Annotated in this window: 11 protein-coding genes and 1 pseudogene; 8 read left to right on the plus strand and 4 right to left on the minus strand. The window is 72.1% G+C overall.

Features of this window, described 5'->3' with window-relative positions:
• Together GWI24_RS24570 and GWI24_RS24575 are read right to left on the minus strand one after the other, a co-directional pair.
• Positions 1 to 1,032: LacI family DNA-binding transcriptional regulator (locus GWI24_RS24570; protein ID WP_210948083.1), on the minus strand; the 1,032-nt coding region annotated here is incomplete at its 3' end.
• 25 nt (positions 1,033 to 1,057) lie between these two features.
• A complete protein-coding gene (locus GWI24_RS24575; RefSeq protein ID WP_210948084.1) occupies positions 1,058 to 2,728 on the minus strand; it encodes a glycoside hydrolase family 13 protein in 1,671 nt (556 codons plus the stop codon).
• Positions 2,729 to 2,992: 264 nt separating this feature from the next.
• On the opposite strand from GWI24_RS24575, the gene GWI24_RS24580 reads away from it, so the two are divergent.
• The 4 genes from GWI24_RS24580 to GWI24_RS24595 all read left to right on the plus strand — a co-directional run bounded on the left by GWI24_RS24580 (position 2,993) and on the right by GWI24_RS24595 (position 7,291).
• Positions 2,993 to 4,270 carry an extracellular solute-binding protein gene (locus tag GWI24_RS24580; RefSeq protein ID WP_210948085.1) on the plus strand — a complete coding sequence of 426 codons (1,278 nt, stop codon included), beginning with the start codon at positions 2,993 to 2,995 and terminating at the stop codon, positions 4,268 to 4,270.
• A gap of 11 nt (positions 4,271 to 4,281) precedes the next feature.
• Positions 4,282 to 5,304: a carbohydrate ABC transporter permease gene (locus GWI24_RS24585; protein WP_210948086.1), complete on the plus strand. Its 1,023-nt coding sequence runs from the start codon at positions 4,282 to 4,284 to the stop codon at positions 5,302 to 5,304.
• A 2-nt stretch (positions 5,305 to 5,306) separates the two neighbouring features.
• Complete coding sequence (locus GWI24_RS24590) at positions 5,307 to 6,137, plus strand: sugar ABC transporter permease (RefSeq protein ID WP_037959686.1); 831 nt, start codon at positions 5,307 to 5,309, stop codon at positions 6,135 to 6,137.
• Between the two features lie 110 nt (positions 6,138 to 6,247).
• On the plus strand, positions 6,248 to 7,291 hold the full coding sequence (locus tag GWI24_RS24595; protein WP_210948091.1) for a LacI family DNA-binding transcriptional regulator: 1,044 nt from the start codon (positions 6,248 to 6,250) through the stop codon (positions 7,289 to 7,291).
• Here GWI24_RS24595 and GWI24_RS24600 read toward each other — a convergent pair.
• The gene (locus GWI24_RS24600; protein WP_308343990.1) at positions 7,246 to 8,709 is read right to left on the minus strand and encodes a GAF domain-containing protein; all 1,464 of its coding nucleotides are present in this window, start codon (positions 8,707 to 8,709) and stop codon (positions 7,246 to 7,248) included. The genes GWI24_RS24595 and GWI24_RS24600 overlap by 46 nt on opposite strands.
• Before the next feature lie 204 nt (positions 8,710 to 8,913).
• Here GWI24_RS24600 and GWI24_RS24605 point away from each other — a divergent pair, with 204 nt between their 5' ends.
• The 4 genes from GWI24_RS24605 to pulA all read left to right on the plus strand — a co-directional run bounded on the left by GWI24_RS24605 (position 8,914) and on the right by pulA (position 15,427).
• Entirely contained in the window at positions 8,914 to 9,939 is a 1,026-nt protein-coding gene (locus GWI24_RS24605) for an NAD(P)-dependent alcohol dehydrogenase (RefSeq protein ID WP_210948087.1), read from the plus strand.
• 71 nt (positions 9,940 to 10,010) lie between these two features.
• Entirely contained in the window at positions 10,011 to 10,343 is a 333-nt protein-coding gene (locus GWI24_RS24610) for a putative quinol monooxygenase (RefSeq protein ID WP_210948088.1), read from the plus strand.
• Positions 10,344 to 10,612: 269 nt separating this feature from the next.
• Positions 10,613 to 12,001, plus strand: a complete 1,389-nt coding sequence (locus tag GWI24_RS24615; RefSeq protein ID WP_210948089.1) for an alpha-amylase family protein — start codon at positions 10,613 to 10,615, stop codon at positions 11,999 to 12,001.
• Between the two features lie 759 nt (positions 12,002 to 12,760).
• Entirely contained in the window at positions 12,761 to 15,427 is a 2,667-nt protein-coding gene (gene pulA / locus GWI24_RS24620) for a pullulanase-type alpha-1,6-glucosidase (protein ID WP_210948090.1), read from the plus strand.
• Between the two features lie 183 nt (positions 15,428 to 15,610).
• On the opposite strand, the pseudogene GWI24_RS24625 reads toward pulA, so the two are convergent.
• Positions 15,611 to 16,736 (minus strand): annotated as a pseudogene (locus tag GWI24_RS24625) (hypothetical protein); the annotation flags it as partial.

The raw sequence follows: 16,736 nt of genomic DNA on the forward strand, positions 1-16,736 counted from the left end.
CCGTCCCCGCGCCTCCACGCCATGGCCCGAGGCCGTGGAGCCGCGCACCACCAGTTCGGGCAGGAAGACGAACTCGCTCGGCGGGGCCGGGGTGCCGCCGATCTCCTCCAGCAGCGCCCGCACCGCCGCCTGCCCCATCGACTGCACCGGTTTACGGATGGTGGTCAGCGGCGGATCGGTGAAGGCGATCAGCGGGGAGTCGTCGAAGCCGACCACCGAGATGTCCTGAGGGACCGCCAGACCCTTCTGCCGGGCCGCTCGGATGGCACCGAGCGCCATCATGTCGCTCGCGCACACCACCGCCGTACAGCCCCGCTCGATCAGCGCGGTCGCCGCCGCCTGGCCGCCCTCCAGGGTGTACAGCGAATGCTGGATCAGCTCCTCGGACTCGGCCGGGGAGAGCCCCAGCCGGTCCCGCACCGCCTGCTGAAAGCCTTCGATCTTGCGCAGTACGGGTACGAATCGCTTCGGCCCGAGCGCGAGACCGATCCGGGTGTGCCCGAGCGAGACCAGATGGGTGACCGCCAGCCCCATCGCCGCCCGGTCGTCGGGGGAGATGAACGGCGCCCGCACCTTCGGCGAGAAGCCGTCCACCAGCACGAACGGCACACCCTGGCCGCGCAGCTGGTCATAGCGCTGCATATCGGCCGAGGTGTCCGCGTGCAACCCGGAGACGAAGATGATCCCGGCCACCCCCCGGTCCACCAGCATCTCGGTCAGCTCGTCCTCGGTCGAGCCGCCGGGGGTCTGGGTGGCCAGCACCGGGGTGTAGCCCTGCCGGGTGAGCGCCTGCCCGATGACCTGGGCGAGCGCGGGGAAGATCGGGTTCTCCAGCTCGGGCGTGATCAGTCCCACCAGTCCGGCGCTGCGCTGCCGCAGCCGCACCGGCCGCTCATAGCCGAGGACGTCCAGAGCGGCGAGGACGGACTCGCGGGTGGCCGCCGCCACCCCCGGCCTGCCATTGAGGACGCGGCTGACGGTGGCTTCGCTGACCCCCGCCTGGGCTGCGATGTCAGCAAGCCGTGCGGTCATGGAGTGGGACTGTACCGGTCGCGTGTCAGATTGCCCACCACGCGCACGAATCAGGCGGAATGCGCACGGTTCCGGCCTTGTACGCCAGCGGCGCGGACGACAGCAGCGCACGCCCCGGAACCGGCAGTTCGACCTCCTCCGCGAGCGTGTTGAGCGTGCACACCAGGCCCGGCCGGGACAGCGCGAGCACCCCCGCCGGGGCCTGAAGCCAGCTCATCGGTCCGTCCCCGAGGCCCGGCAGCTCACGGCGCAGCGCGAGCGCGTCGCGGTACAGCTCCAGCGTGGAGCCGGGGTCGCCGGTCTGCGCCTCGACGGACAGCTCGGCCCAGTCCTCCGGCTGGGGCAGCCAGCTGCCGCCGGGGCCGAAGCCGTAGGAGTCGCCGGAGCGGGTCCAGGGCAGGGGCACCCGGCAGCCGTCGCGGAAGCCGTCCTGACCGTCCTGGCCCTCCTGCCCGTCGGCGGAGGTGCGGAAGAAGGCCGGGTCCTGGCGCAGCTCGTCCGGCAGCTCGGTCACCTCGGGCAGGCCCAGCTCCTCGCCCTGGTAGAGATAGGCCGAGCCGGGCAGCGCCAGGATGAGCAGGGCCGCGGCACGGGCGCGGGCGAGCCCTCGCTCCGGGCCGCCGCCGGCTCCGTCGGCGTAGCGGGTGGTGTGCCGGACCACGTCGTGGTTGGAGAGCACCCAGGTGGTGGGGGCGCCGACGGAGCCGGTGGCGGCCAGCGACTCGTCGATCACCTCGCGCATCGCGGCCGCGTCCCACGGGCACTTCAGGAACTGGAAGTTGAACGCCTGGTGCAGCTCGTCGGGGCGTACGTAGAGGGCCAGCCGCTCGGCGGTGGGCGCCCATGCCTCGGCGACGCCGATCCGGTCACCGGGGTAGGAGTCCAGCAGCCGCCGCCAGGAGCGGTGGATCTCGTGCACCCCGTCCTGGTCGAAGAACGGCAGCACCTGGGAGCCGATCAGCTTGGCCTGTTCGGTGCGGCCGATGTCGGGCAGCCCGGCGGCCTTGACCATGCCGTGCGCGACATCGACGCGGAAGCCGTCCACGCCCAGATCCAGCCAGAAGCGCAGTACCGAGTCGAACTCCGCGCGGACCTCGGGGGAGTCCCAGTTGAGGTCGGGCTGCTGGGGGGCGAACAGGTGCAGATACCACTCGCCGGGGGTGCCGTCCGGATCGGTGGTACGGGTCCAGGCGGGCCCGCCGAAGACCGACTCCCAGTCGTTCGGCGGCAGTTCGCCGTGGGCGCCGTGGCCGGGGCGGAAGTGGTAGCGGGCGCGGGCCGCGCCGCCGGGCCGGTCGGCGAGCGCCTCGCGGAACCACGGGTGCTGGTCCGAGCTGTGGTTCGGGACGACGTCCACGATCACCTTCAGCCCCAGCTCATGGGCGGTGCGCACCAGGTCGTCCGCGTCGCCGAGGGTGCCGAAGAGCGGGTCCACGGCGCGGTAGTCCGCCACGTCGTAGCCGCCGTCGGCCTGCGGGGAGGCGTAGAAGGGGGTCAGCCAGACGGCGTCCACACCCAGCCCGGCGAGGTGCGGCAGCCGCTCCCGCGCCCCGCGCAGATCGCCGATCCCGTCGCCGTCGCTGTCGGCGAAGGACCGTACGTACACCTGGTAGATGACGGCGTCGCGCCACCATCCGTGGCCTTCGGACGGTCGCGCCGGCTCGGTGGCAAGGGAGGTCGTGAGCTCCTGGGTCATGGCGCGAACGTAACAGCTCTGCAATGCCTTGCGGAAGAGCTTGCAGGGCGCGCTGATGCCCTTCGGGGGGTGCCCCGGTCGTGCTGTGAGCGTATGTCAAGCGCCGGATCGGGAGCGGAGCGGCTACCGCGGGGACACGCGGACGTAACGATGCCGGGCGCCTTGCAGAAATTTGCCGCAAGGTCTTTCGGCGGCCTTGAGGCCCTGTTACGTTCCTCCGCAACCCGGGGCCGCGATGGAGCGGCCGGCTTTGAAGGAGTTCAGATGCGACGTGGCATAGCGGCCACCGCACTCGTCGCGGCCATGGCGCTCGCGGCGACGGCGTGCGGCGGTGACGACGGCGGCAGCGGCGACAAGAAGTCCGGCGGCCATCTCTCCGGCACCGTGACGTACTGGGACACGTCGAACGACGCGGAGAAGGGCACGTACAAGGAGCTCGCCCTGGGCTTCGAGAAGAAGCACCCCGACGTCAAGGTCAACTACGTCAATGTGCCCTTCGGCGAGGCGCTGGCCAAGTTCAAGAACGCCGCGGGCTCCGGCGGCTCCGGCGCGCCCGATGTGCTGCGCACCGAGGTGGCCTGGACCCAGGACCTGGCCAACATCGGCTATCTCGCCCCGCTGGACGGCACTCCCGCCCTCGCCGACCAGTCCGACTATCTGCCCAAGGCGCTCGCGGGCGCCAAGTTCAAGGGCAAGACCTACGCCGTACCGCAGGTCATCGACACCCTCGGGCTCTTCTACAACAAGAAGATGCTGAAGGACGCCGGGGTCCAGCCGCCCAAGGACTGGACCGAGCTCAAGGCCGCAGCCAAGAAGATCAAGGAGAAGACCGGCAAGACCGGCCTCTATCTGCGCGGCGACGACGCCTACTGGTACCTGCCCTTCATCTACGGCGAGGGCGGCGACCTCCTCGACACCGGCGCCAAGAAGGTCACCATCGACGACGAGCCCGGCATCAAGGCGTTCGCGGCCGCCCGCGACCTGGTCACCTCCAAGGCGGCGGAGACCGACGCCACCGACGGCTGGGACAACATGCAGAACGCCATCAAGAACGGCGACGTCGCGATGACGATCAACGGGCCGTGGGCGATCGAGGACACCCTGGCGGGCAAGGCGTTCAAGGACAAGTCCAACCTCGGAGTGGTCCCGGTCCCGGCCGGCAGCAAGGGCCAGGGCGCCCCGCAGGGCGGCCAGAACCTCACCGTCTACGCCGGGTCGAAGAACCTGGACGCCTCCTACGCCTTCGCGCAGTACATGAGCTCTGCCGAGGTGCAGGCCAAGACCACCGAGAAGCTCTCCCTGCTGCCCACCCGCACCTCCGTCTACTCCAACAAGACGGTCGCCGCGAACCCCAATGTGAAGTTCTTCAAGGCCGCCGTCGACAAGGCCGTCGAGCGCCCCTGGATCCCCGAGGGCAACAGCCTTTTCCAGGCGATCCTGGTGCAGTTCCCGGGCGTCCTCACCGGCAAGACCTCACCCGAGAAGGCCGCCAACGCGGTCGGTGACGCGTACCGCAAGCTCCTCAAGGGCGACTGGAAGTAGGGCCGGCGACGATGGCTGTCGACACCAGCCGGCCGCTGGACCCGGCCGCGGGCGCGAAGGGCGCCCGCGGCCGGGGTGGCCGGGTTCACAAGGCCGGCACCCCACCGCCGCGCCGGATCCGCAACGCGCTCGCCCGCCACTGGTACGCCTGGGCCATGGTCGCGCCCGTCGTGCTCGTCATCGGGCTGATCATCGGCTATCCGCTGGTCCGCGGTGTCTATCTGTCGCTGACCGACGCCAACGAGGCCAATGTCGAGCGCACCATCGGGATCAACCACATCCCCGCCACCTACCAGACGGTCGGCCTCGACAACTTCCAGGCGATCCTCAAGGACCAGATCTTCTGGGACCGGCTGGGCTGGACCGTCACCTGGACGGTCTGCTGCGTGGCGCTCACCTTCTCGATCGGCCTGGGCCTGGCCGTGCTGCTCAACCGGCGGTTCGCCGGGCGCACCCTCTACCGGTCGCTGCTGATCCTGCCGTGGGCCGTCCCCGCCTTCGTCTCCGTCTTCGCCTGGCGGCTGCTCTACAACGAGAAGAACGGCATCCTCAACAAGGTGCTGCACGGCGGCGGGATCGACGCGGTGCCCTGGCTGAACGACCCCACCATGGCCAAGGCCTCGGTGATCGCCGTGAACATCTGGCTCGGGGTGCCGTTCATGCTGGTCGCGCTGCTCGGCGGGCTGCAGTCCATCCCCGGTGAGCTGTACGAGGCCGCCGAGATGGACGGGGCGAGCCCCTGGCAGCGGTTCCGCCACATCACCCTGCCCGGGCTGCGCTCGGTCAGCTCCACCGTGATCCTGCTGTCGACCATCTGGACGTTCAACATGTTCCCGGTGATCTTCCTGCTGACCCGTGGCGGGCCCGGCGACTCCACCGAGATCCTGGTGACGTACGCCTACCGGCTCTCCTTCGTCAACAGCCCGCGCGACTTCGCCGGCGCCTCGGCCTGGGGTGTGCTGATCCTGCTCATCCTCATGCTCTTCGCGGTGATCTACCGCCGTTCGCTCCGCAAGCAGGGAGAGGTGTGGTAGCCATGCGCGACCAACGACGCGGCCCGCTCGCCTCCGTCGGGCTGCACACCACGCTCGTCATCGCCTCCGCGGTCGCGGTCTTCCCGCCGCTGTGGCTGGTGGTGACCTCGTTCAAGCCCAAGAGCGAGGCGTTCAGCACCGATGTGGTGAAGGACCCGACGCTGCGGAACTACCAACACGTCCTGGGCGACACCGAGTTCCTGACCTGGTTCGGCAACTCGCTGTTCATCGTGGTCATCACCACGCTCCTGGGCGTCTTCGTCGCGGCCACCACCGGCTACGCCGTCAGCCGCTTCCGGTTTCCCGGGATGCGCCCGCTGATGTGGCTGCTGCTGATCACCCAGATGTTCCCGGTGGCCATCCTCATCGTGCCGCTGTACAACATCATGTCGACGCTGGGCTGGCTCAACCAGCCGATCTCGCTCATCGTCACCTATCTCACCGTGGCCGTGCCGTTCTGCGCCTGGATGATGAAGGGCTTCTTCGACACCATCCCGGTGGAGATCGACGAATCGGGCCGGGTCGACGGGCTCAACCCCTTCGGGACCTTCTGGCGGCTGGTCGTCCCGCTGGCCAAGCCGGGGCTCGCGGTGACCGCGTTCTACACCTTCATCACCGCCTGGGCCGAGGTGGCCTACGCCTCCGCCTTCATGACGGGGGAGGAGAACCTCACGCTCGCGGCGGGGCTCCAGACCTTCGTCAACCAGTACACCTCCGACTGGGGCTCCATGACGGCCGCGGCCGTCATGATCGCCATCCCGGCGGCGCTGGTGTTCTCCTGGGCCCAGCGCCATCTGGTGGCGGGGCTCACGGCCGGGGCGACCAAGTCGTGACGAGTCCGCCCGCGGCGGGCCCGTCGGCGGCGAGCGCACGGGAGGCGGGCCCACCCGCGGCGGGCCCATCCGCGGCGGGCTCACCGGGGGCGCCGCCGCGGCTCGCCGATATCGCCGCCCAGGCCAAGGTCAGCGAGGCCACCGTCAGCCGGGTGCTCAACGGCAAGGCGGGCGTGGCGGCCACCACCCGGCAGCGGGTGCTCGCCGCCCTCGACGTCCTCGGCTACGAACGGCCGGTACGGCTGCGGCGGCGCAGCGCCGGGCTGGTCGGCCTGGTGATCCCGGAGCTGACCAACCCGGTCTTCCCCGCCTTCGCGCAGATCATCGAGCAGGTGCTGGCCGGTCATGGCTACACCCCGATCCTGTGCACCCAGATGCCCGGTGGCGCCACCGAGGACGAGCTGGTGGAGCAGTTGGAGGAGCGCGATGTGGCGGGCATCGTCTTCATGTCCGGACTGCACGCCGACACCACGGCCGACCCTGCCCGCTATGCCCGGCTGGCCGGGCGCAAGGTGCCGTTCGTGCTGATCAACGGCTACCACGAGCACATCCAGGCCACGTTCGTCTCGCCCGACGACCGGGCGGCGGCGCGGATGGCCGTCCGCCATCTCGCCGCGCTCGGCCACCACCGGATCGGCCTCGCGGTGGGGCCGGCCCGCTATGTCCCCGCGCTGCGCAAGGTCGAGGGGTTCCTCGCGGCGAGCGCGGAGCTGCTGGGCCGATCGGCGGACGAGGCACGGGAGTTGGTGCGGCATACGCTCTTCAGCGTCGAGGGCGGGCAGGTGGCGGCGGCCACGCTGCTGGACCAGGGCTGTACGGGCATCGTGTGCGGCAGCGATCTGATGGCGCTCGGGGTGATCCGGGAGGCGGCCCGGCGCGGACTGCGGGTGCCGCACGATGTGTCGGTGGTCGGCTTCGACGACTCCCCGCTGATCGCCTTCACCGATCCCCCGCTGACCACGGTCCGCCAGCCGGTGCAGTCGATGGCGACGGCGGCGGTGGGGGCGCTGCTGGAGGAGATGGCCGGAAACCCGGTCCAGCACACGGAGTTCGTCTTCCAGCCGGACCTCGTGGTCCGCGGTTCGACCGCCCAGGTACCGCCGGCCGGTCAGGGCCCGGCGTCCCTTCGCCGGCCGGGCACCCGGATGCCGTAGCGGGCCATCTTGCGGTAGACGGTGGCGCGGCCCATGCCCAGTTTCGCCGCCGCCTGCGCCACCGTCGTGCCCGGCTCGGTCAGGCAGCGCACGATCTCGTCCCGTTCGAGGAGCTGCAGCCGGGTCAGCTGGCCGCTCGAGCCGGTGAACACCTCGGCCGGGAGATGACGGGTGTCGATCACATCCGTCCTCGACGCCGCCTCACGCACCACCCGGCGCAGCTGCCTGACATTCTCGGGCCAGTCGTAGGACGTCAGCGCCCGGGCCGCGGCGGGCGTGAACGTCACCGTGGGTCCACGGTGCCGCCGTGCGAAGTGGCGGGCCAGCGGCAGGATGTCGTCGGGGCGGAAGCGCAGGGCAGGCACCTCGACCACGGTGTCGACCAGCGGCCTCAGCACGTCCGGGATCGCGGAGAACCGCTGGGCCGTCACGGCGAACGGCGGCAGACGCCCGGACCCCTCCCCGGTCACCCGGCGCGCCTCGTCGAACAGCCGGGCCAGCTCGGTGGCCGCCCAGGCCGGCAGCCGGTCCACACCGGAGACGACGACGCAGGTGCTGTCCTTGCCCAGCTCGGGAGCCCACAGCGCCAGCCACGCAGCGACGTCGCCGGGTGCGGGCGGACGGGCACTGAGCAGGCGTTCCCGCGCCCCGTTCTGCCGGCGGGCGGTGGAGACCAGCGCGGCCTTCCCCGCTCCCGGCTCACCGACCGCCGCGACGACTCGCCCGCGGGCCGAGGCCGTACGCGCGGTGGCGACGGCGTCCGTCCAGCCGGGGGAGAGCGTCTGGTGAGCGTGGCCGTGCTGGTGGTACCGGTCGGCGTACACCCGGAACACCTCACCCCGCGGGGCCGGTGGGACCCTCCGGCCGGTCCCCCGGGCCAGCATGAGCGCCGCCGTGTTCCCGGCGGCGGCCTGCGTCAGGGCCAGCGACAGCTCCGAGGACGAATCGGACCAGGTGGTGAGGTTGACGCTGCCGACGAGCGCACCGGTCCCCGGGTCGAGCACCGGTGCCGCGGCACAGGTGTATCCCCGCAGGCCGGTGCAGTAGTGCTCGTCCGCCCGAACCAGTGACGGAGCACGATCCGCCAGGGCGAGGCCGAGCCCGTTGGTGCCCACGTCGCGTTCGGCGAAGGAGAAACCGGGCGCCAGATGGACCCGGTCCAGGGACCGGCTGATCGAGGCGTCGTCGCACTCCCGGTACAGCACCAGGCCGTCGCTGTCGGCGATCATCATGCTGACCGCCTCGTCGGCGAGCGTGTCCCGCAGGCCCCGCAGCACCTCATGACCGCACTCGTAGAACAGGGAGGCCGTGTCCACCGAACCGGTGAACACGGGCCGCATCTCCTCCGGCGACAGACCGTAGTGCCGACTGCGCTGCCACGATGCCAGCAGGCGCGGGGCCAGGCGGTGGCTGTCCACTTCGACCTCCGTAGGGACACGGCGACCGTGGCCACGGTACTGCCCGCCGGAACGGTCCAGCGAGGGCGGTGTCTCGAAGTGAGACACCCGGCACCTCGCTGATGTGTGTCATCGCTGCCTAGCGTGCCTCTTCGGACGGGGCCGATCAGTCTCCCCGCGCGGGGTACCCGCGCGCCGCCCTCCCTCGATGAAGGAGAACGCTCCATGAAGGCAGTCCAGGTCGTGGGCTACGGCCAGAGCCCGCGCATGACCGACGTACCGCATCCGGAGATCACCGGCCCGCACGACGTGATCGTCAAGATCGGCGGGGCGGGTGTGTGCCGCACCGATCTCCACATTCTCGAAGGGCAGTGGGCGGACAAGTCCGGGGTGAGCCTGCCCTGCACCATCGGGCACGAGAACGCCGGCTGGGTCCATGCGGTCGGCAGCGCGGTCACCAACGTCGCCGAGGGCGACAAGGTCATCGTGCACCCCCTGATCACCTGTGGGCTGTGCCCGGCCTGCCGGGCCGGTGACGACGTCCACTGCCGGCAGAGCCTCTTCCCCGGCATCGACACCCACGGCGGCTACGCCGAGTACCTGAAGACCTCGGCCCGCAGCGTCGTGCAGCTCGGCGGTTCCCTCGAACCCGCCGACGTCGCCGCGCTCGCCGACGCGGGGCTCACCGCCTACCACGCCGCGGCCAAGGCCGCCGGCCGGCTGCGCCCCGGGACCAGGTGCGTGATCATCGGCGCGGGCGGGCTCGGACACATCGGCGTACAGGTTCTGAAGGCCACCACGGCCGCCGAACTCATCGTGGTCGACCGCAACCCCGACGCCGTGGAACTGGCCGTCTCCATCGGCGCCGACCGCGGGGTCGTGGCGAGCGGGGACCAGGTCGAGGAAGTGCTGGAGCTGACGGGCGGGCAGGGCGCCGAGGCGGTCGTCGACTTCGTCGGCGAAGGCGGCGCGACCCGGGACGGCGTCCGCATGCTGCGCCGCGCGGGCGACTACCACGTGGTGGGGTACGGGGAGAACCTCGACATCCCGACGATCGACATCATCTCCGCCGAGATCAATTTCATCGGCAATCTCGTCGGCTCCTACACCGACCTGTGCGAGCTGATGGTGCTCGCCGCACAGGACCGCGTGCGCCTGCACACCACCACGTACCCGCTGGACCGTTTCCAGGAAGCCCTGGACGACCTCGACGCCGGCCGGGTCCGCGGACGCGCCGTTCTCGTCCCCTGACCGCTGATCCTGCGACCCGGCCGGTCACCCACCGGGGGACGGGCCGGTCATCACCGACGAAAGGCTTATCAATGATCTTCATCACCGCGAAGTTCCGCGTGCTGCCCGAGGACGCGGACCGCTGGCCCGAGATCGCGGGCGACTTCACCCGGGACACCCGCGCCGAGCCGGGGTGCCTGTGGTTCGACTGGTCCCGCAGCGTCGAGGACCCGGCCGAGTACGTCCTGGTAGAGGCGTTTCGCGACGAGGAGGCCGGCGCGGCACACGTCAACTCGCCGCACTTCCGGGCCGCGCAGCGGACACTGCCGCCGCACCTGGTGGAGACCCCGCGGATCGTCAATATGAACGTGCCCCAAGGAGATTGGTCCCTCCTCGGGGAAATGGCCGTCCCGGACCAGGACTGACGCCCCGTCCCCCGAACCGATCCGACCGGCCGGGCGCGTGGGGCCCGTTGACTGGACCCCCGGCCGGCCGGACCGGAGAACGTGGTTGAACGTAACACCGCCGCAACTGCTTGCGAAAGGTCTTGCAACAACAAAAACTCGCGAGTACGGTCCCGTCACCACCCCACCACTGACGTCTTGCAGCAAGAACCTTCAACTGGCCTTACGGGCATGGCGCGTTGCCGTACGAGGCTCAATCGGCACCCCCGAACTCCCCCCACGGAGGAACGATGGCCAGCAGCCGCATCCCCCTTGCCACCGCGCTCGCCCTCGCGGCGAGCGCGGTGACGCTCGTCGCACTGCCCCAGACCGCGCGGGCGACACCGCCCGGCGCCAAGGACGTCACCGCCGAACTCTTCGAGTGGAAGTACGACTCCGTCGCCAAGGAGTGCACCAGCACCCTCGGCCCGGCCGGATACGGTTATGTCGAGGTGTCCCCGGCCACCGAGCACATCCAGGGCGGCCAGTGGTGGACCTCCTACCAGCCCGTCAGCTACAAGATCGCGGGGCGGCTCGGCGACCGCACCGCCTTCAAGAACATGATCGACACCTGCCACGCGGCGGGCGTCAAGGTGGTGGCCGACGCCGTCATCAACCACATGTCCGCCGGGTCCGGCACCGGCACCGGCGGTTCCTCGTACACCAAGTACGACTACCCCGGCATCTACCAGCCCCAGGACATGGACGACTGCACCGCGCAGATCAGCAACTACCAGGACCGCTGGAACGTACAGCACTGCGAGCTGGTGGGCCTCGCCGACCTGGACACCGGTGAGAGTTACGTCCGCACCCGGCTCGCGCAGTACCTCAACGACCTGCTCTCGCTCGGCGTGGACGGCTTCCGCGTCGACGGCGCCAAGCACATCCCGGCGGACGATCTGGCCGCCATCAAAAGCCAGTTGAGCGACCCCGGCGTCTACTGGAAGCAGGAGGTCATCTACGGCGAGGGCGAGGCGGTCTCCCCGACGGAGTATCTGCGCAACGGCGATGTGCAGGAGTTCCGCTACGGCCGTGACCTCAAGCGGGTGTTCCAGAGCGAGAAGCTGGCGTATCTGAAGAACTTCGGCGAGGGCTGGGGCCATATGGCGAGCGGCCAGTCCGGTGTCTTCGTCGACAACTGGGACACCGAGCGGAACGGCTCCACCCTCACCTACAGAGACGGCGCCGACTACACCCTCGCCAACGTCTTCATGCTGGCCTGGCCGTACGGCTCCCCGGACGTCCACTCCGGCTACGAGTTCAGCGACAACGACGCGGGCCCGCCGAACGGCGGCGCGGTGGGCGCCTGCTACCAGGACGGTTGGAAGTGCCAGCACAAATGGCCCGAGATCATGAGCATGGTCGCCTTCCGTAACACGGCCCGGGGCGCCTCGGTGACCAATTGGTGGGACAACGGCAACAACGCCATCGCGTTCGGGCGCGGCGACAAGGCGTACGTGGCCATCAACCACGAGAGCGGCTCCCTGACCCGGACCTTCCAGACCTCGCTCCCGGCGGGCGGCTACTGCGACGTCCAGAGCGGCAAGTCCGTCACGGTCGACTCCTCGGGCCAGTTCACCGCCACGCTGGGCGCGAATACGGCGGTCGCCTTGCATACCGGGGCCCGTAGCTGCGGGTAGGCCGCGGCCTTCACCAGCGGGCCCGGAGGCAAGGGGCTCCGCCCCTGCCCCGGGGTTCTGGCTTGGGTCCGGGGTTCTGGCTTGGGTCCGGGGTTCTGGCTTGGGTCCGGGGTTCTGGCTTGGGTCCGGGGTTCTGGCTTGGGTCCGGGGTTCCGGCTTGGGTCCGAGGTTCCGCCCCTGGGCTCGGCCCGTGCCTCGGGCTCGGCCTCGGGCTCGGCCTCGGGCCTCGGGCTCGGCCTCGGGCCTCGGGCTCGGCCTCGGGCCTCGGGCTCGGCCTCGGGCCTCGGGCTCGGCCTCGGGCCTCGGGCTCGGCCTCGGGCCTCGGGCTCGGCCTCGGGCCCCGGGCTCGGCCTCGGGCCCCGGGCACGGCCTCGGGCCCCGGGCACGGTCCCGGACCTCGGGCACGGCCCCGGACCCCGGACCTCGGGCACGGCCTCGGGCACGGCCTCGGGCATGGCCCCGGGCACGGCCTCGGGCATGGCCTCGGGTCCGGCCTCGGGCACGGCCCCGGGCATGGCCCCCACGGCCCCGGGCACGGCCCCGGGCATGGCCCCGGGCCCCGGGTTCCGCCTCACCGGCCGTCGCCCCGGGCATCAGGCACCGCACCAGGCCCCGGGCTCCGCGCCTGCCCCGGGCATCGAATCGCCCCCGACGTCCTCCTCGCTCCCCGGGCGGGGCCGGAGGCCGCCTCCGCCCCCGCCCGGGGAGCGGGGGCGCGGAGCCCACACCCACACCACACCTCAAGGAGCCACCAGCCCCGTGAAACCCCCGAGAGCCACCCTCTTTCGCACCGCCGCCGCGCTCGCCACCCTGGTGCTGGGCGCGGCGGCCGTGCCCGCCGTATCGCAGACCGCCCGGGCCGCGACGCCCGCCACCGCGGAGGCGACGCCCGCCGAGGCGCAGTGGATCGACCGTGCCACCGTCGTCTGGAAGGTCGAGCACACCGCCGCGACCGCCGAGGAGTTGCGCTCCGCGGACGGCGGCATCCTGCGGCTGGCCCCGGCCTCCCTGACCGATGCCCAGAAGGCCGCCTACCCGCACCTGGCCGACCGCCCCGCCTATCGGCTCGACCCGCGCGACCGGGACAAGGCCGCCACGGCGCTGCGCGGCCCGCTCACCGCCGTCCAGCGCGCGGCCGACGACCGCGACCACGTGCTGCACCGCACCGGGGTGCAGATCCCCGGCGTGCTGGACGACCTCTACGCCGACCGGGCGCGCCGGGCCCGCCTCGGCCCGGTCTTCCACGGCGGCCGCCCCACCCTCTCCGTATGGGCGCCGACCGCCCAGAAAGTCTCACTCGACCTCGACGGGCGCACCGTCGCCATGCGTCGGGACCCCGGCAGCGGGGTGTGGAGCGTGACCGGGAGCCCCGACTGGCGGGACAGGCCCTACCGCTACCGGGTCCGGGTCTGGGCGCCGAGCGCCGGGAAGACCGTCACCAACGAGGTCACCGACCCCTACTCCACCGCCCTGACCGCCGACTCCGCCCGCAGCCTGGTCACCGATCTGGCCGATCCCCGGCTCGCCCCCGCCGGCTGGGCGTCGCTGGAGAAGCCCAGGGCCGTTCCGCTGCGCGACGCCCGCATCCAGGAGCTGCAGATCCGCGACTTCTCCATCGCGGACCGCACCAGCGCCCACCCCGGCCAGTACCTCGCCTTCACCGACCGCGGCTCGGACGGGATGCGGCACCTCACGCGGCTGGCCCGGTCCGGCACCTCGTACGTCCACCTCCTGCCCGCCTTCGACTTCGGCACCGTCCCGGAGCGGCGGTCCGACCAGGCCCGGCCCGGCTGCGATCTGGCCGCCTTGCCCGCCGACTCCGACCAGCAGCAGAAGTGCGTGGCCGGGACCGCCGACAGGGACGGCTACAACTGGGGCTACGACCCGTTGCACTACACCGTGCCGGAGGGGAGCTACGCCAGCGACCCGGACGGCCCGGCCCGCACCCGCGAGTTCCGGCAGATGGTGCAGGGGCTGGCCCACGCCGGGCTGCGCACGGTCATGGACGTGGTCTACAACCACACGGTGGCCGCCGGGCAGGACGACAAGTCGGTGCTCGACCGCATCGTGCCCGGCTACTACCAGCGGCTGCTGGACGACGGCAGCGTGGCCACCTCCACCTGCTGCCCCGGCACCGCGCCCGAGCACGCGATGATGGGCAAGCTGGTGGTGGACTCGATCGTCACCTGGGCCCGCCAGTACAAGGTCGACGGCTTCCGCTTCGACCTCATGGGCCACCACCCCAAGGCCAACATCCTGGCCGTGCGCAAGGCCCTCGATGCCCTGACCCCCGCCAAGGACGGGGTGGACGGCAAGTCGATCATCCTCTACGGGGAGGGCTGGAACTTCGGCGAGGCGGCCGACGACGCCCGCTTCGTCCAGGCCACCCAGCGCAACATGGCCGGCACCGGCATCGCCACCTTCAGCGACCGGGCGCGGGACGCGGTGCGCGGCGGCGGGCCGTTCGACGAGGACCCCCGCGTCCAGGGTTTCGCCTCCGGGCTCTTCACCGACCCCAACGGCTCACCGGCCAACGGCGGCCGGGACGAGCAGCGGGCCCGGCTGCTGCACGCCCAGGACCTGATCAAGGTCGGGCTCTCCGGCAACCTCGCCGACTACGCCTTCACCGACACCGGCGGACGCCGGGTCAAGGGCTCCGAGGTCGACTACAACGGCTCACCGGCCGGTTACGCCGCCGCCCCCGGCGACGCGCTCGCCTACGCCGACGCCCATGACAACGAGACCCTCTACGACGCGCTCGCCTACAAGCTCCCCACCACCACCTCGGCCGCCGACCGCGCCCGGGCCCAGGTCCTGGCCCTGGCCACCGCCACCCTCTCCCAGGGGCCGGCGCTCAGCCAGGCGGGCACCGATCTGCTGCGCTCGAAGTCGCTGGACCGCAACTCCTTCGACAGCGGGGACTGGTTCAACGCCATCCATTGGGATTGCGCGACCGGCAACGGCTTCGGCCGGGGACTGCCCCCGGCGGCGGACAACGAGTCCAAGTGGCCGTACGCCAAACCCCTGTTGACCAATCCGGCGGCACGCCCCGGCTGCTCCGAGATCACGGGTGCCTCGGCGGCCTACCGGGATCTGCTGCGGATTCGCACCACCGAGAAGGCGTTCAGCCAGGCCACGGCGGAGGGGGTGCAGCAGGCGCTGTCCTTCCCGCTGTCCGGGACCGGGGAGACGCCGGGCGTGATCACCATGCGGCTCGGCCGACTTGTCGTGGTCTTCAACGCGACCCCGTCCCGGCGGTCGCAGACCGTCCCCGCCCTGGCCGGGACCCCGTACGCCCTCCACCCGGTCCAGGCGCGCGGCTCCGACGCCACGGTGAGGACGTCCGGCTACGAGCGCGCGAGCGGCACCTTCACCGTGCCCGGCCGCACGGTCGCCGTCTTCACGGCGGGGGCCGCCGGGCGCTGAGGGGGTGTCCGGCGGAGCGTGGCGCCTGCGGCGGGCCACGCGGCGGAGCCGCATAAGGGGCGCGGGGCTGTGTCGGTGTGCGGCTCCGCCGCGGCTGTGTCGATATGCGGCTCCGCCGCGTGGGACCAGCCACGATGGCGCTGCGGACGATCGACGGCAGGTCGGGGCACTTCCAGCGGAGCGTCAGCGCAGGGGGCCCAGCCGGTCGCCGTTCGCCAGGCGGGCCTTGAGGTCGGCGCGGGCGCCCGCCTTCGCGGGGAGGGTCAGCCCGCGGCCGTAGGAGCGGCCCCGGACGCCGCCGGTGGCGACGATGCCGGTCACCTGGCGGCTTCCGGCGGCCAGCAGATACCAGTGGCCGGACCGCGCCTTCCACAGCACCCCCGCCAGCACCCGCGGCTCGCGCGGGCCGCAGGCGGGGGAGTTGTCGGCGCCGGCCGCGACCGCGCCCGCCCTGCCCCGGCGGGTGTCCCAGGGCTGGAACTGGGCCAGGACCTTGCTGCCCGTGCCCCGCCAGGTGTCGGCGCGGGTGCACAGCCAGGCGGCGTGGCCGCCCGCCTCCGGCAGGGCCTGGGCGGCGAACCGCCAGGCGTTGACCGAGCGCACCCCGCGCGCCCGCATCATCGCCAGCCGGCATCCGGTCCTGGCCCAGCTCGCCCGGGCCGCCCGTCCCGCCACATCGCGCACCCCGGCGCCGGGGGTGCCGTAGGTGAGCCGGGCCGGGGCCAGTTCGCCGAGGTCGGCCACGAGCCGCGAGCCGAACTGCAGCGCGGGCCAGCCACGGCAGGGGCGCAGCCGCGGAACGGTGCGCACCGGGTCGGTCACCCCGTCCCCGGTGCGGCGCAGTAGACGCGGCGCCCCGGCCGGGTGCAGCAGATCCCGCACCCAGGCGTGGTGCACCCAAGGGGCGGTCAGATAGCGGACGTTGCCGTCCGTGCGGCTCAGGACCAGCGCGGTCGAGGTGCCCGCGTCCGCGGCGTCCAGCCGGGCGAAGTCCAGCGCGACCGCGCCGCCCTCGCCCGCCTCCGCGTACCGCGCCACCCGTAGCCCGTCGTACAGCAGCACCACCGTGGCCTGGTCCACCTCGCCCGCGAACAGCAGCTGCGGCGGCCCCGACGGCGGCCCCGACTGCGTGCCCATGGTGGCCGACACCCGCACCGAACCGCCCGGCCGCGCCCAGACGGCCAGCGCGCGGCGCAGCAGCGCGGTGTCCCGGACCCGGTCGCCGCGCGCGGGCCAGGAGGAGAAGTCGGCGCGGGACGCGGTGCGCCAGGCGTCGGGCGCGGCACGGGTCAACCTGTCCGGGTCCAGG

Origin of the sequence: Streptomyces sp. MK37H (assembly GCF_018035285.1) — a bacterium.
GTDB classification, from domain to species: domain Bacteria; phylum Actinomycetota; class Actinomycetes; order Streptomycetales; family Streptomycetaceae; genus Streptomyces; species Streptomyces endocoffeicus.

Coding starts and splice junctions, on each gene's coding strand:
- GWI24_RS24575 (WP_210948084.1), bottom strand. CDS start 2,728: ATGACCCAGGAGCTCACGACCTCCCTTGCCACCGAGCCGGCGCGACCG.
- GWI24_RS24580 (WP_210948085.1), top strand. CDS start 2,993: ATGCGACGTGGCATAGCGGCCACCGCACTCGTCGCGGCCATGGCGCTC.
- GWI24_RS24585 (WP_210948086.1), top strand. CDS start 4,282: ATGGCTGTCGACACCAGCCGGCCGCTGGACCCGGCCGCGGGCGCGAAG.
- GWI24_RS24590 (WP_037959686.1), top strand. CDS start 5,307: ATGCGCGACCAACGACGCGGCCCGCTCGCCTCCGTCGGGCTGCACACC.
- GWI24_RS24605 (WP_210948087.1), top strand. CDS start 8,914: ATGAAGGCAGTCCAGGTCGTGGGCTACGGCCAGAGCCCGCGCATGACC.
- GWI24_RS24610 (WP_210948088.1), top strand. CDS start 10,011: ATGATCTTCATCACCGCGAAGTTCCGCGTGCTGCCCGAGGACGCGGAC.
- GWI24_RS24615 (WP_210948089.1), top strand. CDS start 10,613: ATGGCCAGCAGCCGCATCCCCCTTGCCACCGCGCTCGCCCTCGCGGCG.